Origin of the sequence: Globicatella sanguinis (genome assembly GCF_002847845.2) — a bacterium.
Classification (GTDB): domain Bacteria; phylum Bacillota; class Bacilli; order Lactobacillales; family Aerococcaceae; genus Globicatella; species Globicatella sanguinis.
The window spans coordinates 355,376-378,979 of sequence record NZ_CP126962.1 but is presented as its reverse complement, the minus strand read 5'-3'; the positions used below and the strand labels follow the sequence as shown (position 1 = coordinate 378,979).

At 37.3% G+C, this 23,604-nt stretch carries 11 protein-coding genes and 3 pseudogenes; 13 read left to right on the top strand and 1 reads right to left on the bottom strand.

Features of this window, described 5'->3' with window-relative positions:
- Positions 1–220 precede the first annotated feature (220 nt).
- The 8 genes and pseudogenes from CYJ72_RS01535 to adhE all read left to right on the top strand — a co-directional run bounded on the left by CYJ72_RS01535 (position 221) and on the right by adhE (position 13,150).
- Complete coding sequence (locus CYJ72_RS01535; protein WP_066124081.1) at positions 221–3,724, top strand: pyruvate carboxylase; 3,504 nt, start codon at positions 221–223, stop codon at positions 3,722–3,724.
- Positions 3,725–3,754: 30 nt separating this feature from the next.
- The gene (locus tag CYJ72_RS01530) at positions 3,755–4,942 is read left to right on the top strand and encodes a CapA family protein (RefSeq protein ID WP_284630229.1); all 1,188 of its coding nucleotides are present in this window, start codon (positions 3,755–3,757) and stop codon (positions 4,940–4,942) included.
- Between the two features lie 261 nt (positions 4,943–5,203).
- Positions 5,204–7,060: a hypothetical protein gene (locus tag CYJ72_RS01525; RefSeq protein WP_284630228.1), complete on the top strand. Its 1,857-nt coding sequence runs from the start codon at positions 5,204–5,206 to the stop codon at positions 7,058–7,060.
- Between the two features lie 140 nt (positions 7,061–7,200).
- Positions 7,201–7,560, top strand: coding sequence for a DUF6568 family protein (locus CYJ72_RS01520; RefSeq protein ID WP_066124086.1), 360 nt, complete (start codon positions 7,201–7,203; stop codon positions 7,558–7,560).
- Position 7,561: 1 nt separating this feature from the next.
- Positions 7,562–8,053 (top strand): hypothetical protein, encoded by a 492-nt coding sequence (locus CYJ72_RS01515; RefSeq protein ID WP_066124088.1) that lies wholly within the window; start codon positions 7,562–7,564, stop codon positions 8,051–8,053.
- A gap of 521 nt (positions 8,054–8,574) precedes the next feature.
- Positions 8,575–9,613: pseudogene (ltrA, locus tag CYJ72_RS01510) on the top strand (group II intron reverse transcriptase/maturase); the annotation flags it as partial.
- Positions 9,614–9,682: 69 nt separating this feature from the next.
- Entirely contained in the window at positions 9,683–10,129 is a 447-nt protein-coding gene (locus tag CYJ72_RS01505; protein WP_369599369.1) for a group II intron maturase-specific domain-containing protein, read from the top strand.
- A gap of 378 nt (positions 10,130–10,507) precedes the next feature.
- Complete coding sequence (gene adhE, locus CYJ72_RS01500; protein WP_071409087.1) at positions 10,508–13,150, top strand: bifunctional acetaldehyde-CoA/alcohol dehydrogenase; 2,643 nt, start codon at positions 10,508–10,510, stop codon at positions 13,148–13,150.
- 961 nt (positions 13,151–14,111) lie between these two features.
- On the opposite strand, the gene plsY is transcribed toward adhE, so the two are convergent.
- A complete protein-coding gene (gene plsY / locus CYJ72_RS01495; protein ID WP_066126802.1) occupies positions 14,112–14,720 on the bottom strand; it encodes a glycerol-3-phosphate 1-O-acyltransferase PlsY in 609 nt (202 codons plus the stop codon).
- Between the two features lie 523 nt (positions 14,721–15,243).
- Here plsY and parE point away from each other — a divergent pair.
- The 5 genes and pseudogenes from parE to truB all read left to right on the top strand — a co-directional run.
- Positions 15,244–17,247: pseudogene (parE, locus tag CYJ72_RS01490) on the top strand (DNA topoisomerase IV subunit B); the annotation flags it as partial.
- Between the two features lie 307 nt (positions 17,248–17,554).
- Positions 17,555–20,032, top strand: coding sequence for a DNA topoisomerase IV subunit A (parC, locus tag CYJ72_RS01485; protein ID WP_284630226.1), 2,478 nt, complete (start codon positions 17,555–17,557; stop codon positions 20,030–20,032).
- Positions 20,033–20,743: 711 nt separating this feature from the next.
- Positions 20,744–21,782: pseudogene (ltrA, locus tag CYJ72_RS01480) on the top strand (group II intron reverse transcriptase/maturase); the annotation flags it as partial.
- 69 nt (positions 21,783–21,851) lie between these two features.
- Entirely contained in the window at positions 21,852–22,298 is a 447-nt protein-coding gene (locus CYJ72_RS01475) for a group II intron maturase-specific domain-containing protein (protein ID WP_369599368.1), read from the top strand.
- Between the two features lie 365 nt (positions 22,299–22,663).
- Positions 22,664–23,581, top strand: a complete 918-nt coding sequence (gene truB / locus CYJ72_RS01470) for a tRNA pseudouridine(55) synthase TruB (protein WP_284630224.1) — start codon at positions 22,664–22,666, stop codon at positions 23,579–23,581.
- The last annotated feature ends 23 nt before the right edge of the window (positions 23,582–23,604 follow it).

Below are 23,604 nucleotides of genomic sequence, written 5' to 3'. Positions count from 1 at the left end.
ATCTAATTTTACAATCATTTCTTTGATAAAGACAATTGACCGGCTAAGTTGAATATTTTATTATTAAAAGAAATCATTAAATTTAAAAATAAATGAGAAACTTTCTCATTTTGTGCTATAATACTCCTATATATTCCATAAGTTTTCGTGAGTGAAATGATGCTTACCAATTTACTTGGATGAATAGACAGAAGATGTAGACCAACGAGGAGGATTTATCATGAATAAAATTAAGAAAGTGCTAATCGCCAATCGTGGAGAGATTGCGATTCGCATTGGACGTGCATGTAAGGAGCTTGGCATTAACACTGTTAGTATTTACTCAAAGGAAGATATTGGCACCTTGCATCGTCAAAAAACGGATGAATCTTACTTAATTGGGGAAGATTTAGGTCCTATCGAAGCGTACCTAGATATTGAAGGAATTATTGCCTTAGCAAAAGAAAAATTAGTCGATGCGATACACCCTGGGTATGGATTTTTAAGTGAAAATGAAACTTTTGCTAGAAGATGTCAAGAAGAGGGAATTATTTTTATTGGACCCGAGTTAAGACATTTAGAAATGTTTGGTAATAAAACCCGTGCACGCGAAACAGCGATTAGTGCTGGACTGCCAGTTATTCCAGGAAGTGAGGGTATAATTCAATCTCTTGCAGAAGCTGAAGCGTTTGCGGCAACAACCGGTTACCCATTAATGATTAAAGCAGTCAGTGGTGGTGGCGGCAAAGGAATGCGTATCGTTCATTCGGCTAGTGAATTAGCTGAGAGTTATGAACGAGCAAAGTCTGAAGCTAAATCATCTTTTGGTGATGATCGCTTATATATAGAAAAATATATTGCCAATCCTAAACATATCGAGGTGCAAATATTAGGGGATCAACACGGCAATGTCATTCATTTATATGAACGAGATTGTTCAATCCAAAGACGCCATCAAAAAGTAGTGGAAGTGGCTCCTTCGTTCGGCTTGCAACCAGAGATGCGTCAAAAATTAACAGATGCTTCCTTGCAATTAATGCAACATGTCGGTTATGTTAATGCGGGTACGGTAGAGTTTTTAGTTGCCGATGATGAATTTTACTTTATTGAGGTCAACCCGCGTGTCCAAGTAGAACATACTATTACTGAATTAGTAACAGGCGTTGATATCGTGAAAACACAAATTCAAATTGCCGATGGTGAAAGTTTATTTGGCGAGGAGATTGGTATTCCACCACAAGACCAAATAGTGACAAGAGGATATGCCATTCAATGTCGTATTACGACTGAAGACCCATTAAATGATTTTGCACCGGATTCTGGCACTATCGTCAGTTATCAATCGCCAGGCGGAACAGGAATTCGTCTAGATGCTGGTGATGCCTTTTCGGGTTCAATGATTACACCGTATTATGATTCGCTTTTAGTCAAAATATCATCTTATGCTATTCATAAAAAAGGTGCGATTGTTAAAATGTCACGTGCATTGGATGAAATTCAAATTTCAGGTGTTAAAACGAATATTCGTTTCCTAGAAAATATTATTCATCATCCTGACTTTATGTTAGGAGACTATCATACTAACTTTATTGCTGAGAAAGTTGAGTTGTTTGACTTTGTTCCTCCACGAGAACGAGGAGTAAAATTACTTAAATATATTGCCAATGTGACTGTCAATGGTTTTCCTGGTATTGAAAAGATAGATAAACCTGATTTTACAAGACGTGAAATACCGACTGTTGAAGGGGTTCGCTCTAGTATTCACCCAGCAAGCTTCAATAAAGCGAGTCGCAACCGATTAAAAACAGTCCCCTCAGCGATACAGCAACCTACTTGGAAGCAACTATTAAATGACAAGGGCCCAAGCGCAGTCTCTAAATTACTATTAGAAGAAAAATCGACTCTATTAACCGATACCACTTTACGCGATGCTCATCAGTCCGTTTTAACGACTCGTATGAGAACAACCGATATGTTAAAAGTAGCACCGTATATTAATGCAACGATGAAAGATCATTTCTCACTTGAAATGTGGGGTGGTGCGACCTTTGATGTGGCTTATAATTTCTTAAAAGAAAGTCCATGGGAAAGATTACAGCAATTACGTGAATTAATTCCCGATATTCCATTCCAAATGTTATTGAGAGCCGCTAATGCAGTCGGTTATCAAAATTATCCAGACAATGTCGTTCAACGATTTATTAAAGAAAGTGCGCATGCTGGCATTGATGTTTTTCGTATTTTTGACTCATTAAACTGGGTCGAAGCCATGAAATTACCGATTGAAACGGCCTTGAAAACTGATAAATTTGTCGAAGGAACCTTGTGTTATACAGGAGATATTTTAAATCCAGAGCGTTCTTCTTTATATACATTAGAATATTATGTTAATTTAGCACGCGAACTTGAATCATTAGGCGTTCATGCGATTGCGATTAAAGATATGGCGGGACTATTAAAACCGGAGGCAGCTTATCAATTAGTTAAAGCCTTAAAAGAGGAAGTTGCTTTACCGATTCATCTACATACGCATGATACAGCTGGTAATGGTGTTTTAACTTATTCACGAGCAATTGATGCGGGCGTCGATATTGTTGATACCGCAAATCCAGCTTTAAGTGGTCAAAATTCGCAACCTAATGCCAATTCACTATACTATGCCCGTCAAGGGACCAACCGACAAATCAAGTTAAATGTGGAAGTTAATGATGTGTTAACTAATTATTGGAAAGTGACACGTCAATATTATCGTCCATTTGAGACCGATTTAACAACAGCTTGGACACCGGTTTATCAATATGAAATGCCTGGTGGCCAATACTCAAATTTAAAGATGCAAGCTGAATCCCTAGGTTTAGGGGACCGTTTTGATGAAGTAAGTGCAATGTATCGTCGAGTGAATTTATTATTTGGGGATATTATTAAAGTAACACCTTCTTCTAAAGTTGTAGGTGATATGGCACTATTTATGGTACAAAATGATTTAGATGAAGCTTCAGTCATTGAAAAAGGGGCTAAATTAGACTTTCCTGCTTCAGTTGTCTCCTTCTTTAAAGGCGAAATTGGTCAACCGGCAGGCAAGATGAACGAAGACTTACAAAAGGTTGTTTTAAAAGGAGAAGCTGCTTTCACTCAAAGACCGGGTGAATTGATGACGGAATTTGATTTTGAAGCATTGAGAGAAGACTTATCTAAACGACTCTATACACCAGTAAACGAACAATTATTATTAAGTGGTGCTTTATATCCAAAAGTGACCCAAGAATTTCTTGATTTTGTTGAAAAATATGGTAAGGTAAGTGTGTTAGAGACACCAACTTTCTTCTATGGGATGAAACCCCATGAAACAATTTCAGTTGAGTTACAACCAGGAAAAACAATCAATATTGAATTGACTTCAATCGGTTCAGTTAAATCAAATGGGTTAAGGACAGTTTACTTTAACTTAAATGGACTATCACAAAAAGTTGAAGTCCATGATTTATCCGCCAAAACGACTGTGGATATTAGACCATTGGCCGACCGTCAAAATGATAACCATATTGCAGCTCAAATGCCCGGAACTGTATTTGCTATTAAAGTTAAAGAAGGCGACCAAGTTGAAGCGGGACAATTATTGATTATTACGGAAGCAATGAAGATGGAGACATCGATTGTTGCGACTAAACCGGGTGTGGTGAAGAAATTGTACATCCAAGAAAAAGATTCAATCAAAGCAGGGGAGTTATTGATTGAATTAGGCTAATAGTATTAAGATAAGAGAGAGAGCATATAGATGAAAAGATTAAGAAACATTTTGTTATTAAGTGCATTAACCTTATTAAATGTCGCTTGTCAAAGTCCAACTACTAATTCTCAAGCCAATGATGCGCAAACGACTACGGTAAGTGCTCAAGATGCTACGACTACCGTAAGTACTGAAGAAGCGGATGAAGCAAACGCTGATGCTGAAGGGGAGACTCCTACTAAAGAAGGACGTTCGGTGACCATTCGTTCGATCGGTGATATATTAATTCACGACTGGGTTTACGACAATGCAGCGACTGCTGATGGCTATGACTTTACTCCAATGTTTGAACCCATTAAAAAATATTTAGAAAATGCGGACATCACGACGGCTAATTTAGAAGTGATTGCTGCTGGTGATACTTACCCATTATCTACTTATCCAGCCTTTAATGCCCCTTCGGAAATTATTGATGCATTAAAAACGGTTGGGGTGGATATTGTCAATAATGCTACTAACCACTCAATGGACTTAGGAGCAAAAGGAGCTTATGCTTCAATTGAAGCTTTGAAAGAACGTGATATGCCTTATGTTGGTAGCTATGAAAGTTGGGATGATTATAATAATATGCGCGTTTTAGACGCGAATGGTGTTAAAGTAGGATTCCTTTCTTATAGTTATGGTGCAAATGGGAATTATATTCCTGAAGATCAAGCCTATCTTTTAAGTTTAATTGATACGAATTTAATGCCATTAGAAGTTGAAGCTTTAAATAAAATTTCGGATATTTCAGTGGTGATGATTCACAATGGTGAAGAATATGATACATTACCGTCTGTCTATCAAGCTAATGTCAACAATGTCGTGCGTAATGCTGGAGCGAATTTTATTTTAGGTGGTCATCCTCATGTACCACAACCGTTTATTGTGTATAACAAGTATCAAGCCGCAATGTTTTCTCATGGTAACTTTTTATCAGGTCAAGTCGAACAAGAAAACAAAGTAGGGGGCATTGCCGAGTATACCTTTACCGAAGTGGATGGCGAATTTGAAATTAGTAAAATACGTTTTATGCCGACATATTGTATCGGTGCTCAATTCGAAGATTATTATGTCGTACCTTTGGCAGATTGGGAACAATATGGCATTTACAATGGCGATGGTTTGTTTGCTGATTTAGAAGAACGCATGACCTATTACTCAAACTTAGTTGAAGTGGTTGATTATTTAGACTAACTTTAGAGTAGGTGACCTTCCCCAAAGGTTGAATATAGTTCTCTAGAAAAGTCCCATGATTGTTTTAGATGCTATTTTAAGGATTATTGACTAATAATATAAGAATTTTACCCTCAAGCTTTATTTTATACTTAACGCTAGTAGGCAAGGTGGACCAACGAAGTGGAAATTATTTGATTTTCTACTTCTGGTCCACTCTTTTTTATATGCTCAAAAGTATTTGGCATTATTTTTACGTACCTATTCTTAGGAGGGTGTACAATGAAAAAATGGCATTTAATTACATTGATAGTATTTTTAATCATGACGATAGTACCGCACACTGTGACAGCACAAGCCGTTGAGTTAGCTCAACCTTACCAATTAATTACTAACTGGGAAGGAGACATCATTAATCAGGAAAATTGTCAAATTTTAATCCAAAACCAGTTTAATCAAAGTGACAATATGAGTGAACTTAATCAATTGATAACGAATTATCAAACAACTTTATCCGAATTAGAAAGCGAATTTAATCGCTTAACCAGTGAAATTGAATCTCTCGAACACAATGAAAACTATTCGATTATTCAAGCAACCAACACCTTAAATGAAGTCATCGAAGCAACTTATTTAACGCTGCAGACAACCGAACCGGAATTTAATAACCTTACAGAAGCGGAACAATTAAGTTTGGTGGAAATGGATCAAAATGTCATTGAGTGGCAACAATACTTGGAGGGAATTATTCAACAACAAAACGAAGTCATTGCTTCACGCTCAATGGTCGAAACACAGTATCATGAGACCCTATATTTATTGGAAGTAGCACAAAATCAATTAGCTGAAAATCAAATGGCTGATCAACAATTGAATCAATGTCTTCTATATGCTTATTCTGTGCCTAAGATCAATGCGGAAAGTTTTTTAATTGATCACCAAATGAGTAGTTTAACCGAATATTTAGCTAATTTAGATTTCTATTTATCACAATTAGTACCATATCCTTATTATCAACTACGATTTGAAGATATTTATCAACAATTTACTCAAATTTTAACAATTGAGGAGATAACGCAAACACTTAACTTAAAAGGGAATATTCAGCTAGACGATGATTTAAAGAGCGCCTATCAATATCGAAAAGAATTGAGCATTAATGATGTGATTCGCTTTGTCAGCATCGCACAAAATGATGTTTATCAAAGTCAAACCAGTGAAGACTATCTGATAAGGTATCAGGAATTATTATTAATTAAAGAAGCACAATTTCTTTATTTTAGTCAAATTAACGCCAATGCATGGCAACTAATTAAAGATCATTTAGCAAATTTTTTAAATCATCAAGGTTATGTAAGTGATGATGCGATTGCTTTAGTACGTCAACTTAATCAGAAATATCAAGTAAAAATGGTCACCTTTAATGAAGCGACTCAAACTTGGCACCCGGTCGAAGCATCAACTACCGGTTATTTAGCAGAATACTATTACCGTGACATCGATTGGCATACGCTTGTCGAAGAAGAAACCACGAGCGACATTGAAGTGGAAGATAATAATGCAATTACTGAATCATCAAATAATGAAGATACAAAAGAAGATGAATCTACCCATAATATAGTGGACAATTCATCTAACCAAGAGTCTCCATCATCGACTAAGCCATTATCGGGTTCAAGATATTCTGCTAATCGTAGCACGAATACCCAACAGGTACCATCGACAACAAAATCAAGTAATAACACTAATACGCTGGACAATATTAAAGCAAAATTAGCAACCAATCAAAAGACTAACAACAACAAGCAATCAAATTTAAATAAAAACAATATCTCAACAGAGAAATCGAATAATCAGTCGTCCCAGAAAAAGACACAATCAAATAATAATCAATCGAGTGAAAAGGATCGTAATAATCAAGCAAATGATACAGAAGCCAATAAGACTAACAATCAGCAACAGTCATCATCCAACGCAAATAAAAAGCAAACGGTCCAATTACCAACAACTGGAGAACAACAAAGAGCCATGACTTGGGCATTGATTTTGTTAATGTTAGGTGCTATTTTAATCTTAATTTCAACTATTTATAAACGCAAGCAACGTCAAAAATTGGATGAGATTGATTTAGATGCTTAAATAAAATTTTCATCATTTAAACTTATTTCCTATATATGTAGTCATACTTGATATTAACTCCAATATAATAATCAGTCCTCATTAAGTGAATTTCCCTTATAACTATGTTACAATTTACTCATATTATGGAGGTAGATAAAATGAATGAAATCGAAACTTATTTAGAACAAATTAAAGTATTTGAGGAAATTTCACCAGTCAAAGGGATTGAATTATTAGAACAAGAGGGGACAAATATTTATATCGGAAGAAAAACTTGTCCATACTGCCGTCGCTTTGTAAATAAATTAAATAAAGTAGCACAGGAGTATCAATATAAAATTTACTTAATTGATTCAGAAAGTGAAGAATATGATTTCAAAGATATTCAATCATTCCGCGAACAATTTAACATTCCTACTGTACCAGGATTTTTAGTTAAACAAGCTTCAGGTGTCGCAGTTCGTTGTGACAGTTCAATGACTGAAGAAGAAATCGTTCAAATGATAGAAGAGAAGTAAAATGAAAAAACTTCTCCTACTTTTAATCCTTTGTACATTTATTATTGGATGTGATAATAAAGAGGAAGTGGAAACTGATCATTCTACGAGTGAAGCTACTATCGAGATGACTACCCAAACCCTTGAGGATACCTTAGCGGAAATTTCAACAACCTTAGAGGCGACCACTGAAGAAATAATAATAGCTGAAACTACTGAAGAAGTAACAACTGTAGTAGATACTACACCACTGTCAGATGGTATTTATACCTCAACTGAAATTATTAATTGGAGTAGCCCAGTTAAGCCAGCAGAAAAAGGGCTGAAACGGATTATCAAAATACTGCAAGATAAAAAAGAATATTATGATGCGATTGAATATTTATTTTATGTCGAAAATATTAGTCATAACCCGGAAGAGTATCATGTGCGTGTGATTCAAAATTTTTCAGATCAACAAATCGAAGTAGGTAACTTTATCTTACATGGTGAAGATGTGGAAACTCAAAATTAACAGATGGCATAAACAATAAGTAGGTTGAAATTAAAACTAAAGAATTAGGTCTTGGAGCCATATTTTTGTAAGAAGGATTAATAAAATAAATCCAAATCTAAATGACATCATAAGTGACCACTCTTTTGTTACAAAAATAGACATTTAAATAAGACTGAACCGAAAGTATTATTTTGGTTCAGTCTTTTTGTGCGCCCAGCATGGGCGTTAACTTGGCGGTTCAAGTCCGCTACTTCTAACGCATGTGAGACTGTAATGACTAAAGTCAAACAGTCTCAGCAAGGCTTTGCAGTAGGAACTGTTAGCTAAGGGCAAGGGTGTCGGTACCCTATCCTTAATCTCTAAGTGCTAAAGCACTAAGAATTAAGGTCGTCGTGAGGCGGAATCTGAAGGAAGCCTAAGGCAAACTCCTGCACCGACGAATAGAAACTTGATAGAAGGTCTAACCATAAGGGTGAGCTTGCAGAACAAAGTAAAGCCCAATACTGCACGGATTATGGTTGGATAAATCAAGCGGTGACATGGGAGGGAGGTTAACGCACCTTACCTGGGGAGGTCTCATGAGAGATAAGCATATCTTAGTAACAACGAATCATGAGAAGTCAGCAGAGGTCATAGTAGGTTGTCTACCAACTGAAGGACTGAACAATAATGAACATTGGAAAGAAAGAGAGGTAGTGAAGATGAAGAAGGCAGAAAACAAGCAAAAGCTTGGCAAGATGCAAAGGGATAAGACGGAATCGAAAGAGTATGCATCTGCGCAGAGTCAATCACTAGGAGAAGCTTTGGACCAATGGCGTCACTATCCGATAATGTCGAGGGTGGTAGAAAGAAATAACCTGAGACGCGCATGTGATAGAGTCAGAAGAAATGGCGGAAGCCCGGGTGTGGATGGGATGACCGTTGAAGAAGTAGAAAGTCATATCTTCAACTATTATGTTCCTTTGTGTAAGAAATTATTCGAAGGCACCTACCGTCTTCAGCCAGTAAAACGGGTTGAAATACCTAAACCGAATGGAGGGGTTCGTAAACTAGGCATACCCGTTGTAAGGGATAGAGTGATACAACAAGCGATTAAGCAGGTTATTGAACCGTCAATCGACAAGACCTTTAGCCCTTACAGTTATGGGTTTAGACCAAATCGCAATGCTCATCAAGCAAGAAAACAATGTGCCAAGTATTATGAAGAAGGCTACCGATATGTCGTGGATTGCGATTTAAAACAGTACTTTGATACGATTAACCATGACAAGCTGATGTATCTTCTGAAACAACCCATTGACGATAAATCAATATTAAGATTGATTAACCGATTCTTGCAAGCCGGAGTCATTGAACTAAACGGAAACTTCCAAAAGACAGAAAAAAGGCGCCCCACAAGGAGGTGTCCTGTCGCCATTACTCAGTAACATCTATTTACATGAGTTAGATAAAGAACTAATGAAACGGGGACACCGATTCGTACGCTATGCCGATGATTTTGTCATCTTTACGAAAAGTAAGCGAGCAGGCGAACGAATTCTACAGAGTATCAGCCGATTTCTATCAAAAGAATTGAAATTGGTTGTGAATACAGAAAAAAGCAAAGTAGGTAGTCCTTACCGTTTAAAGTTCTTGAGTTGTCTGATAATGAAAGCGAATGGAGGCTGTCGATACCGACCGACTAAAGAAGCAGTGAAGCAATTCAAAGCGAAACTTAGACAAGTCACGAGTCGAAAAACACCGAAAACCTTTCAAATGTTGGTAAAGGAAATCAACCAAGTAGCCAGAGGGTGGATACAATACCACGGAAGAGGCTATATTAAAGGCACTATCCGAGCCATTGAATCCTGGTTACATCGCAGAATCAGACAACTAATACTCAAACGATGGAAACGACCAAGAACGAAAATAAAAGAACTCATGAAGAGAGGGCTAACACTCGATGAGTCCAAACGTATCGCCTATTCAAGAAAGAAATATTGGCGATTGTCCTGTACTTGGGAAGTTCATCAAGCCATACCAACGGAAAAACTCTACCAATGGGGTCTTTTGAATATGACCCAATTGGCAGAGAAAGTGTACTTACATTATTGAACCGCCGTATACGAGAACCGTACGTACGGTGGTGTGAGAGGACGACTAATCAACTAATGATTAGTCTCCTACTCGATTGGCTAAACTTTTCACAATCTAATTGTGATTAAGAGCACAAACTTTATGTAAGTAAAGGGAATAGTTTAAGAAAAACATTGTGAAATCACCTTATAAGAGTACCACGAATCGCTTCACAATAGGAAAAAAACGTCTAAAAATTTGATAGCGTTTTCGTTATTTTGTTATCGTCATCGGCTTCTATCGAAAAGATTTTTATAAAAAATATGTGATTTTTTGCACAAAATCCTTGACATAACATTGTGAAAAATGTAATATGTAGTTGTAAAGAAGAAACACCTATTGAGGAGGATTTAAAAAATGGCAGAAGTTGTAGAAAAAAACAAACAGCAAATTGCTGAAGAGCATGTCGATGGATTAGTAAAAAAAGCAGTGGTGGCATTAGAAGAATTCCGTCTTTTAGATCAAGAGCAAGTTGATTATATTGTCGCAAAAGCATCTGTTGCTGCATTAGATCAACATGGTGTTTTAGCAAAACACGCTTATGATGAAACAGGACGTGGTGTCTTTGAAGATAAAGCAACTAAAAACTTATTTGCTTGCGAACACGTTGTTAACAATATGCGTCATACTAAAACAGTTGGAATTATCTCAGAAGATGATGTTACAGGATTAACTTTAGTTGCTGAACCAGTCGGAGTTGTTTGTGGAATTACACCTACAACTAACCCAACTTCAACTGCAATCTTTAAATCATTAATCTCATTAAAAACACGTAACCCAATTGTTTTTGCATTTCACCCAGCAGCTCAAGAATCATCTGCACATGCAGCGAAAATTGTTTACGAAGCAGCAGTAGCAGCAGGTGCTCCTGAAAACTGTATTCAATGGATTACTTTACCTTCAATGGAAGCAACCTCTGCTTTAATGAATCATCCAAGCGTTGCAACTATCTTAGCAACAGGTGGTAACGCAATGGTTAAAGCCGCTTACTCTTGTGGTAAACCAGCATTAGGGGTAGGTGCAGGTAACGTACCAGCTTATGTTGAAAAAACAGCTAATGTTAAACAAGCCGCTTATGATATTGTGATGAGTAAATCATTTGATAATGGAATGGTTTGTGCTTCTGAACAAGCAGCCATTATTGATAAAGAAATTTACGATGAATTCTGTGACGAAATGAAGTCTTATCATACTTACTTCGTTAATAAAGATGAAAAAGCTAAATTAGAAGAATTCTGTTTCGGAGCAAAAGCAAATAGTAAAAACTGTGCTGATGCTAAATTAAATGCTGATATCGTTGGTAAACCTGCTACTTGGATTGCAGAACAAGCTGGATTTACTGTTCCAGAAGGAACAAATATTTTAGCAGCAGAAGTTTCAGAAGTAGGGCCGAATGAACCTTTAACACGTGAAAAATTATCACCAGTGATTGCTATTCTAAAATCAGAAGATCAAGCAGATGGATTGAAGAAAGCTTGTCAAATGGTTGAGTTCAATGGTTTAGGACACTCAGCTGCTATCCATACTAATGATGAAGATTTAGTAAAAGAATTTGGACGTCAAGTTAAAGCAATTCGTGTTATTTGGAACTCACCTTCAACTTTTGGTGGTATTGGGGACGTTTATAATGCCTTCATTCCTTCATTAACTTTAGGATGTGGTTCTTATGGTGCCAACTCAGTTGGTGATAACGTTAGCGCAATCAATTTACTTAATATCAAAAAAGTGGGGAGACGTAGAAATAATATGCAATGGTTTAAAGTTCCTTCAAAAATCTATTTCGAACGTGATTCAATCCAATATTTACAAAAAATGCGTGATGTTGAAAAAGTATTTATTGTAACTGATGAAATGATGGTTAAATTAGGATTCTTACATAAGATTATCGAACAATTACATTTACGTCGTAATAAAGTGGTTTATCAAGTATTCTCTAACGTAGAACCAGATCCAGATATTTCAACTGTTCGTCGTGGTGCTGATCAAATGAAGAGCTTTGAACCTGATACAATTATTGCTTTAGGTGGGGGTTCTGTAATGGATGCTGCTAAAGTAATGTGGATGTTCTATGAGCAACCAGAAATCGACTTCCGTGACTTAGTACAAAAATTCATGGATATTCGTAAGCGTGCTTTCAAATTCCCTGAATTGGGTGAAAAAGCAAAATACGTTGGTATCCCAACAACATCTGGTACGGGTTCAGAAGTGACACCATTTGCGGTTATTTCAGACAAGAAAAATAATATGAAGTACCCATTAGCAGACTACTCATTAACACCAACTATTGCAATTATTGACCCTGCATTAGTAATGACAGTGCCAGATTTTGTAACAGCAGATACTGGTATGGACGTGTTAACGCATGCGATTGAAGCTTATACATCATTAATGGCGAATGATTATACTGATGGTTTAGCGTTACAAGCGATTAAGATTGTATTTGAATACTTAGAACGTTCTGTTAAAGAAGCAGACTTTGAATCTCGCGAGAAAATGCATAATGCTTCAACAATGGCTGGTATGGCATTTGCGAATGCATTCTTAGGAATTTCTCACTCAATGGCTCATAAGATTGGTGGATTCTTCCATACTGTCCATGGCCGTACAAATGCGATTCTATTACCATATGTTATTCGTTACAATGGTACTCGTCCTGCAAAACAAGGTAACTGGCCAAAATATAACTACTATAAAGCAGATGTTCGTTACCAAGATATTGCACGCTTATTAGGACTTAAAGCTGATACACCAGAAGAAGCAGTTGCTAGCTTAGCTCAAGCAGTTTATGACTTAGGTGAACGTTGTGGTATCGAAATGAGTATTAAAGCTCAAGGTGTTGACGAAAAAGAATACATGGCACGTGCAGAAGAAATTGCTTATCTTGCTTATGAAGATCAATGTACACCTGTAAACCCACGTTTAGCATTAGTAAGCGATATGAAAGAAATCATCGAAGATGCTTACTATGGATATAAAGAACGCCCAGGTCGTTTAAAATAATTTAGTTGATAGATAATAATAAGAGCTTTGTGCTGATGCAGAGCACAAAGAACTCTTATTAACACGAAGCACAAAATAATTCGCTTCCTCTTCGTGTTAACTTCAATTGTGGACTAGTTTTTATGGGAGATAATATCTAGTCATTTAGTATCGGAATAGCCAATCGGCTATTCCGTTGTTTTTTTATTGGTAAAGAAAACTGGCCAAGTGTAGCATCGCTTGATTGGCCAATTATTAGTAAAAGGACGCTACAACTTTTAGTATGGACCCACAAGAAAAAGGTTATTAATTGTGTGGACCTACTAAATATTTAGTGAGGAAAATGAATATGGACAAGCGGCAAAAATTTTTCCTTTTTTTGCCCAATCTCTATTACTAAACAAAGCTATTTGAAGTATGTATAATAAGAAGTTTGCAAAGAGGCTGGGCATAAACTTAATAAATTTAGTTAAGATTATTGTTCATTAATTATTAGCGCAATGATTGAGTGGTATCAAACTGCGTCTTAATGAGGTTTGGTATAAATTTGATAAAATCAATAAAGTGATTGCTCGATAATAATAGCGCAGTGGTTGAGTGGCATCAAACTGCGTCTTAATGACTTGTTTGATACCTACTCAACTGTGCGGGGGTAGGCCGACGAAGCGAAAATCATTCGATTTTCTACTTCTGGTCTACTCCCAACTGTACGGGGGTGGGCAGACGAAGCGAAAATTATTTAATTTTCTACTTCTTGCCCACTCCCTGAAATCACACTTAAGAATAGGTGAATTTCATGGAAAGATACAAGTAGGCGTTACTGTATGATTTTACTCATGAGCATAAGCACAAGCTGCAAAGACAACATAACCGAACTTTTTTGCCCAAGCTATCCCTAGAAAACAAGCAAGCCATCCGCATAAAAACGGATGGCAAGTAAATATTATTAAATAAATATTTGATAACATTAAAATAGGTGATATTAGTTATTATTTGTTGGTTTTCTAAGACCGAAATTGATGCGACTTTCTTCACCTTTCATAAGACGGACCACATTAGTACGATGACGATAAATCATAAAGGCGGCGATTGCGATAAAGCCAAGACCAAATATTAACGGTTGGGTAATTAAAACATATAAGGCTGCTAATGAAAAACTCGTTAAGGCGGCTAAACTAATAGTGCTCGTTAAATAGATTAATAAAAATAACAATAATACAAAGCTTAAACCAATGAAAAAATTATAACCAGCTAATACTGCAAAAGAAGTGGCGACCACTTTTCCACCACGAAAATTGGCAAAAATAGGATAAGCATGACCTAAAATAGCGGCTATACCGGCTCCCATTATTACCCAATCAGTATTAGGATAAAAGTAATGTGCAAGTATCATCGCCACCAGTCCTTTTAGAACATCAATGACCGTTACAAAAATAGCAGCTTTAAATCCAAAATTACGTCCAATATTGGTGGCGCCACTATTACCACTACCCAATTCACGCACATCAATCTGGTGTTTAATTTTTGAGTACCAAACACCAGTTGGAATTGATCCTAATAAATAACAAATAAATAAAAATATAAATTGCATAATAAACCTCCATCTTTGGATATACGCTACTATTTTACATTAAATAAAGTGAAACAACAATGCTTAACGTATCATAATTAAGACAGCTGTAAGTTTATAATGCATTTATGATTATTTAAACAGCCATATATGTGGTTGTGTAATAAACTTTATAAATTTGTTTGGTTCCATTTATTTATGTATTTATTTTACTTATTTTACAGCGCAGTGGTTGAGTGGCCTCAACCTGTGCAGGGTTAGGCCGACGAAGCGAAAGTTATTCTATTTTCTACTTTAGGTCTACTCCCAACTGTGCTGGGGCGGGCAGGCGAATCGAAAATCATTCAATTTTCTACTTCTGGCCTACTCCCAACTGTGCTGGGGCGGGCAGGCGAATCGAAAATCATTCAATTTTCTACTTCTGGCCCACTTCAATGTAAGTTGTATTTGCTTAAATTACAAATTTCAAGTAATATTTGAAAAGCAGTAAAGTTATTTGCTATTATAGAAGAGTTGAATATAAGAAAATTTTAGAGGTGATTAAATGTCAGAAACTAAGACGACACCAATTCAATATAATGATGACGCGATTCAAATATTGGAAGGTTTGGACGCAGTAAGAAAAAGACCAGGGATGTATATCGGTTCGACAGACCAAAGAGGATTACATCATTTAATTTATGAGATTGTTGATAATTCAGTCGACGAAGCTTTATCTGGTTTTGCTGATTATATTAAAGTAGAAATTAAAGCAGATGGTAGTGTTCGAGTACAAGATAATGGCCGCGGGATGCCAGTTGGTCAGCATGCAAGTGGGGTACCGACCATTCAAGTTATCTTAACTGTCCTCCATGCGGGTGGTAAGTTTGGTCAAGGGGGCTATAAATCTTCCGGAGGACTTCATGGTGTTGGTGCAAGTGTGGTTAATGCATTGTCTTCCTGGTTAGAAGTGACTGTTGAACGTGATGGCAATCTTTATCGAATGCGATTTGAAAATGGAGGGAAACCTGCTTCAAAATTAGTTAAATCAAAAGCTTCAAGTAAAACGGCTCATGGTACTACCGTGCATTTTATGCCAGATAAAAGTATTTTTGGTAGTGCTCATATTAATTCCGAAGTGATTGCTGAACGATTAAGAGAATCTGCCTTTTTATTAAAGGGGTTAGCGATTGAACTAGTAGATGAACGCCATGACTACCAAGAAATTTTTCATTATGAAAAAGGATTAGAAGATTTTATTCAATATTTAAATGAAGAAAAAGATGTATTGGGAGATGCGTTCAGTTTTTCAGCGGCAGTGGAAGAATTTGAAGTTGATTTTTCAATGCAATACAATGACGGATACTCCGAAACAATTTTATCATTTGCTAATAATGTTCGGACTGCTTCTGGAGGAACGCATGAAGTCGGTATGAAAACCGGGATTACCAAAGCATTTAATGATTACGGTCGTAAAGTAGGTCTAATTAAGGAAAAAGATAAAAACTTAGAAGGTAGTGATGTTCGCGAAGGTTTGACCGCGGTGGTGTCTGTTCGTATTCCAGAACAATACTTACAATTCGAAGGGCAAACTAAAGAAAAATTGGGTACACCCAAAGCTCGTCCTTTAGTAGAGAATTTAATGTATGAACGTCTTTCAAGTTTCTTAAATGAAAATGGGAATTTTAGCCAAATGATCTTACGCAAGGCGATTCGTGCTCGTGAAACTCGCGAATTAGCGCGTAAAGCTAGAGAAGCCGCTCGTAGTGGGACGAAGAAATCGGCACAAGAAAAATTGATTTCTGGTAAGCTAACCAAAGCCCAGTCAAAAGATGCGAGTAAAAATGAATTATACCTAGTCGAGGGTGATTCAGCGGGTGGGTCCGCAAAATTAGGTCGTGACCGTCGTTATCAAGCTATTTTGCCATTACGTGGTAAAGTAATTAATACTGAAAAAGCGTCAATGCAAGACATTATGAAAAACGAAGAAATCAATACGATGATTTATACTATCGGGGCAGGAGTAGGAACTGATTTTGATATTAATTCCTGTAATTATGACAAAATTATTATTATGACCGATGCGGATACCGATGGGGCTCATATTCAGGTCTTACTCTTGACTTTCTTTTATCGTTATATGAAACCACTACTTGAAGCTGGAAAAGTTTATTTGGCAATGCCACCATTATATAAAGTTTCAAAAGGTTCTGGTAAGAAACAACAAGTAGAATATGCTTGGACCGATGAGGAGTTACAATCAGCGATTAAGAAGATTGGGCGAGGCTATATTTTACAACGTTATAAAGGTTTAGGGGAAATGAATGCAGACCAATTATGGGAAACAACGATGAACCCAGATTCTCGAATTTTAATACGTGTGACGATTGATGATGCGGCGCAGGTTGAACGCCGTGTGACGACCTTAATGGGTGCGAAAGTTGAACCGCGTCGTAAATGGATTGAAAGTAATGTTCAATTCACGATGGATGAAGAAGATACTTTATTAAAAGAAAATCAAGGGACTAGTCAGTCTACTGACCAAGCAACAGAAGAGTTAATTAAAGAAGCACATGGATTGAAAGATGACGAAATAGACACATTGGAAGAAGCTCTGGATTTAGAAGAACTTGATAATGGTAGTTCTGACCATTATGTAGTAGACGTGACCGAACAGAATTCAAAAGGCACCAAAAATACTACTAATAGTAAAAGCAAAGCGCAATCAATGGCCAACCGTCCACCGGCCAAAACAACAAATAAAAAATCGGCTCAATCAAAATCAAAAGCAAAGACAGTAAAAAAAGAGAACAATAAGCCATTGGATAATGAAGATGATGAAAATGGCCAGTTAGAATTATTTTAGGAGGTAAAACATGGTAAAAGAAAATATTCAAGAATTAAATTTTGCCAGTGTCATTGGAGATCGTTTTGGACGTTATTCTAAATACATCATCCAAGACCGTGCTTTACCTGATATTCGTGATGGATTAAAACCGGTACAACGCCGTATTTTATTTGCAATGTACATGGACCGCAATACCGCTAGTAATCCATACCGTAAGTCTGCTAAGACAGTAGGGAATGTAATTGGTAATTATCATCCTCATGGGGATTTTTCTGTTTATGAAGCGATGGTCCGCATGAGTCAAGATTGGAAATTGCGTGAAACTTTAATCGATATGCATGGTAATAACGGGAGTATGGATGGCGACCCAGCAGCGGCTATGCGTTATACAGAAGCGCGTTTATCACCCATTGCCGATGAGTTATTACGTGATATTCAACATGAGACGGTTGAGTATCTGCTAAACTTTGACGATACATTAGAAGAGCCAACTGTTTTACCTGCTCGTTTTCCAAATTTATTAGTCAATGGTGCCACCGGTATTTCTGCTGGTTATGCTACTGAGATACCACCTCATAATTTAGGAGAAGTAATTGATGCGGTTATCTATATGCTAACCCATAAGCGTTATCGTTTAGACGATATTATAAAATTAATTCCTGCACCTGATTTTCCGACTGGTGCGATTATTCAAGGGGCAGACCAAATTCGTAAAGCGTATGAAACGGGTCAAGGAAAAATTGTCGTACGTTCTTTAACTGAAATAGAAGACTTAAAAGGTAATAAGCAACAAATTGTGGTGACGGAATTACCATTTGATGTTAATAAAGCCAAATTAATTCAACGTTTAGATGATATTCGTATTCAGAAGAAAATTGAAGGGATATCGGAAGTTCGTGATGAAAGTGACCGAAATGGTGTGCGCGTGGTCATTGAATTAAAACGTGAAGTGAATGCTGAAGGCATCTTACAATATTTATTAAAAAATACTGAATTACAAGTTAATTATCACTTTAATATGGTCGCTATCCATAATCGCCGTCCGGAAGTGGTAGGCTTAATGCAAATGTTGGAAGCATATATTGATCATCAAAAAGAGGTGATTACGAAGCGTACCAAGCATATGTTAGCAACCGATAAAAAACGACTACATATTGTAGAAGGTTTGATTCGGGTTGTGTCCATTTTAGACGAAGTGATTGCCGTTATTCGAAACTCGGATAATAAAGCAGATGCTAAGCGCAACTTAGAGCGTGAATTTGATTTTTCAGAAGTTCAATCTGAATCAATCGTTAACTTACAATTATATCGTTTAACCAATACGGATATCGAGGCATTACAAAATGAAAAGCTTGAATTAAATGAGCGAATCATGATGTATCAAAATATTTTAAATAATGAAGATATCTTGAAAAAAGTATTGGCCAATGAATTAAAAGACATTAAAAAAAGTTTTGCATCACCAAGAACAACCATTGTTCAAGATAAAGTTGAAGAAATTATTGTCGAAACGAGTATTATGATTCCCGAAGAACAGGTTTATGTATCGGTAACGAATGAAGGCTATATCAAACGCACCAGTGTCCGCTCATTTAGCGCTTCCGACACGACTGACTTAGGAAGTCGTGATTTGGATTATCCAATCTTTGTAAAAGAGATGAGTACGCATGACGCGATTGTGTTAATTACGAATAAAGGAAACTATATTCATTTACCAGTTCATGAATTACCAGATATTCGTTGGAAAGATATGGGAATGCATATTTCAACCAATTATCATTTAGAAGATGGAGAGCAGTTAATTGCCGCTTTTAAATCGGTAATGGAACCAGATAAATTAAAACCTGAAGCTAATCCAACATTGGTATTGACTTCCCGTAATGGCAAAATTAAGCAAACAACTTTATCACAATTTACAACTTATCGTAGCTATAAAACTAAGACGATGATGGCGATGAAATTACAAGATAAAGAAGATGAATTGGTGTCAGTCCACCTAGCAAAAGTGGATCACGATTATCAAGTGGTTGTGATTACTGAGAAAAGTTATGGTGTCCGTTATGAATTGTCAGAAGTGGCGATTAGCGGAACCAAAGCGCAAGGTGTAGTGGCGATTAACTTGAAGGATGACGATCAAGTAGTCGCTTCATTATTAATTGATAAAGCGGTGGAACGTCCACAATTATTAGCATTAACTCAAAGAGGAAATATTAAACGCTTTGACGTAGAGGTTATCTCGCAAGTGAATAATCGCTCAAGTCGGGGACATTTATTATTAAAAGAATTAAAAACGAATCCACATCGCTTTATTCAAGTTTTAGCTTTACAAAAAGGCAATATTCCAGTCGTTATCTTAGGTGACACTGGTAAAACACACGAAATTAAGGCGATGGATATTGCTTTAACCGACCGCTTATCAAACGGATCCGCTATTCAAGGTTTAGAAACTTTAGGTAAAGTTGTCGGAATGTATCCTGCTCGCTTAAAAATGTTAGATGAGGAATAGTTTTATTTCGATAGGCTCCATCAATAGGATGATAAATATTGATGGGGTCTTTTTTATTTATTTAGGGTGTGAAATGGGAGTGGGCAAGAAGTAGAAAATTGAATAATTTTCGCTTAGTTGGCCTACCACCGCACAGATGAGTAGGTCTCAAACAAGTCATTAAGACGCAGGTTGAGACCACTCAACTCCTGCGCTTTTAATTATAACCGATAACTGAATAGAATCTTAAAAGGTTTATACCTATCTCCATTAAGACGCAGTTTGATGCCACTCAACCCCTGCGCTATTATTATCGAGCAATCACTTGATTGATTTTTTCAAAGTGATACCTCACCTCATTAAGACGCAGGTTGAGACCACTCAACCCCTGCGCTTTTATGTGCGCCCAGCATGGGCGTTAACTTGGCGGTTCAAGTCCGCTACTTCTAACGCATGTGAGACTGTAATGACTAAAGTCAAACAGTCTCAGCAAGGCTTTGCAGTAGGAACTGTTAGCTAAGGGCAAGGGTGTCGGTACCCTATCCTTAATTTCTAAGTGCTAAAGCACTAAGAATTAAGGTCGTCGTGAGGCGGAATCTGAAGGAAGCCTAAGGCAAACTCCTGCGCCGACGAACAGAAACTTGATAGAAGGTCTAACCATAAGGGTGAGCTTGCATTACAAAGTAAAGCCCAATACTGCACGGATTATGGTTGGATAAATCAAGCGGTGACATGGGAGGGAGGTTAACGCACCTTACCTGGGGAGGTCTCATGAGAGATAAGCGTATCTTAGTAACAACGAATCATGAGAAGTCAGCAGAGGTCATAGTAGGTTGTCTACCAACTGAAGGACTGAACAATAATGAACATTGGAAAGAAAGAGAGGTAGTGAAGATGAAGAAGGCAGAAAACAAGCAAAAGCTTGGCAAGATGCAAAGGGATAAGACGGAATCGAAAGAGTATGCATCTGCGCAGAGTCAATCACTAGGAGAAGCTTTGGACCAATGGCGTCACTATCCGATAATGTCGAGGGTGGTAGAAAGAAATAACCTGAGACGCGCATGTGATAGAGTCAGAAGAAATGGCGGAAGCCCGGGTGTGGATGGGATGACCGTTGAAGAAGTAGAAAGTCATATCTTCAACTATTATGTTCCTTTGTGTAAGAAATTATTCGAAGGCACTTATCGTCCTCAGCCAGTAAAACGGGTTGAAATACCTAAACCGAATGGAGGTGTCCGTAAACTAGGCATACCCGTTGTAAGGGATAGAGTGATACAACAAGCGATTAAGCAGGTTATTGAACCGTCAATCGACAAGACCTTTAGCCCTTACAGTTATGGGTTTAGACCAAATCGCAATGCTCATCAAGCAAGAAAACAATGTGCCAAGTATTATGAAGAAGGCTACCGATATGTCGTGGATTGCGATTTAAAACAGTACTTTGATACGATTAACCATGACAAGCTGATGTATCTTCTGAAACAACACATTGACGATAAATCAATATTAAGATTGATTAACCGATTCTTGCAAGCCGGAGTCATTGAACTAAACGGAAACTTCCAAAAGACAGAAAAAAGGCGCCCCACAAGGAGGTGTCCTGTCGCCATTACTCAGTAACATCTATTTACATGAGTTAGATAAAGAACTAATGAAACGGGGACACCGATTCGTACGCTATGCCGATGATTTTGTCATCTTTACGAAAAGTAAGCGAGCAGGCGAACGAATTCTACAGAGTATCAGCCGATTTCTATCAAAAGAATTGAAATTGGTTGTGAATACAGAAAAAAGCAAAGTAGGTAGCCCTTACCGTTTAAAGTTCTTGAGTTGTCTGATAATGAAAGCGAATGGAGGCTGTCGATACCGACCGACTAAAGAAGCAGTGAAGCAATTCAAAGCGAAACTTAGACAAGTCACGAGTCGAAAAACACCGAAAACCTTTCAAATGTTGGTAAAGGAAATCAACCAAGTAGCCAGAGGGTGGATACAATACCACGGAAGAGGCTATATTAAAGGCACTATCCGAGCCATTGAATCCTGGTTACATCGCAGAATCAGACAACTCATACTCAAACGATGGAAACGACCAAGAACGAAGATAAAAGAACTCATGAAGAGAGGACTAACACTCGATGAGTCCAAACGTATCGCCTATTCAAGAAAGAAATATTGGCGATTGTCCTGTACTTGGGAAGTTCATCAAGCCATACCAACGGAAAAACTCTACCAATGGGGTCTTTTGAATATGACCCAATTGGCAGAGCAAGTGTACTTACATTATTGAACCGCCGTATACGAGAACCGTACGTACGGTGGTGTGAGAGGTCGACTAACCAACTAATGATTAGTCTCCTACTCGATTATCGAGCAATCACTTGATTGATTTTATCAAATTGATGCCTATCCTCATTAAGACGCAGATTGAGGCCACTCAACCACTGCACTTTGAATTACATAGATATGCCTGAACAGAATTTAAATAGTTTTTGCCCAGCCGTCTATCGTTTTGCAGTTTGGCTTGGTTGAGAAAGCTTAGTACAACTCATTATAAGTATTTATTAAATATATAATGAAAAATGAGTTAATCACTCACAAATGAAAGCAATATCTGATATAATTAATTTTGTATGTAAAGGAGAGAGGCACAACATGAGAGGCTTATTACCCATTTGGAAAGAAAAAGGCATGACCAGTCATGATGTCGTTTTTCGTCTGCGCAAAATATTAAAAATGAAAAAAATCGGCCATACTGGGACACTCGACCCAGATGTAGACGGAGTTTTACTAGTCTGCTTAGGCGAAGGAACCAAATTGGTTGAATTATTAATGGATGGACAAAAAGAATATCAAGGTTCGATTACTTTAGGATATTCGACTGAAACGGAAGACGCTAGTGGAGAAAAAGTGTCGACCACCCCTGTGTTAACTCCCGTCACTACCGAGTTAATTGATCACAAAATGGCTGAAATGGAAGGGGTTATCAATCAGGTTCCACCGTATTATTCAGCGGTGAAAGTCAATGGTCGCAAACTGTATGAATATGCACGAGCTGGGGAAAAGGTGGAGCGTCCGGTAAGACAAGTACAAATTGATTCCTTTAAACGCACCAGTGAGCCTGTTTATAATGAAAGTCAACAAACCCAAACTTGGGATTTTCATGTTGTTTGTGGCAAAGGCACTTATGTTCGTACTTTAGCCGTTGATTTAGGAGAGAAATTAGGATTTGCCAGCCACATGTCGCGACTAACACGCAATGCAACGGGTGGTTTCAATCAACAGCAAGCGTTAACGCTTGATCAAGTTCAAGTAGCAGTTGAACAAGGAACCATTAACGAGGCAATTTGCCCGATTGAATCAGCGCTGACTGAATTTCCAAGCATCATCTTAACAGAATCACAATATCAGGATGTTCAACATGGGAAATTATTACCACATGATTATTTTAATTCATTAGTGTCGGAACCAACCGTCTTATTTTATCAAGGATTGGCTCGGGCCATTTACCAACCCCATCCCTTAAAACCAAATTTATTAAAACCATTAAGAATGTTCGTCGAGAACGAATAAGATTACTAGAAAGAAGGGTTTCG

Coding starts and splice junctions, on each gene's coding strand:
- CYJ72_RS01535 (WP_066124081.1), top strand. CDS start 221: ATGAATAAAATTAAGAAAGTGCTAATCGCCAATCGTGGAGAGATTGCG.
- CYJ72_RS01475 (WP_369599368.1), top strand. CDS start 21,852: ATGAAAGCGAATGGAGGCTGTCGATACCGACCGACTAAAGAAGCAGTG.
- parC (WP_284630226.1), top strand. CDS start 17,555: ATGGTAAAAGAAAATATTCAAGAATTAAATTTTGCCAGTGTCATTGGA.
- CYJ72_RS01505 (WP_369599369.1), top strand. CDS start 9,683: ATGAAAGCGAATGGAGGCTGTCGATACCGACCGACTAAAGAAGCAGTG.
- truB (WP_284630224.1), top strand. CDS start 22,664: ATGAGAGGCTTATTACCCATTTGGAAAGAAAAAGGCATGACCAGTCAT.
- plsY (WP_066126802.1), bottom strand. CDS start 14,720: ATGCAATTTATATTTTTATTTATTTGTTATTTATTAGGATCAATTCCA.
- CYJ72_RS01520 (WP_066124086.1), top strand. CDS start 7,201: ATGAATGAAATCGAAACTTATTTAGAACAAATTAAAGTATTTGAGGAA.
- CYJ72_RS01525 (WP_284630228.1), top strand. CDS start 5,204: ATGAAAAAATGGCATTTAATTACATTGATAGTATTTTTAATCATGACG.
- adhE (WP_071409087.1), top strand. CDS start 10,508: ATGGCAGAAGTTGTAGAAAAAAACAAACAGCAAATTGCTGAAGAGCAT.
- CYJ72_RS01515 (WP_066124088.1), top strand. CDS start 7,562: ATGAAAAAACTTCTCCTACTTTTAATCCTTTGTACATTTATTATTGGA.
- CYJ72_RS01530 (WP_284630229.1), top strand. CDS start 3,755: ATGAAAAGATTAAGAAACATTTTGTTATTAAGTGCATTAACCTTATTA.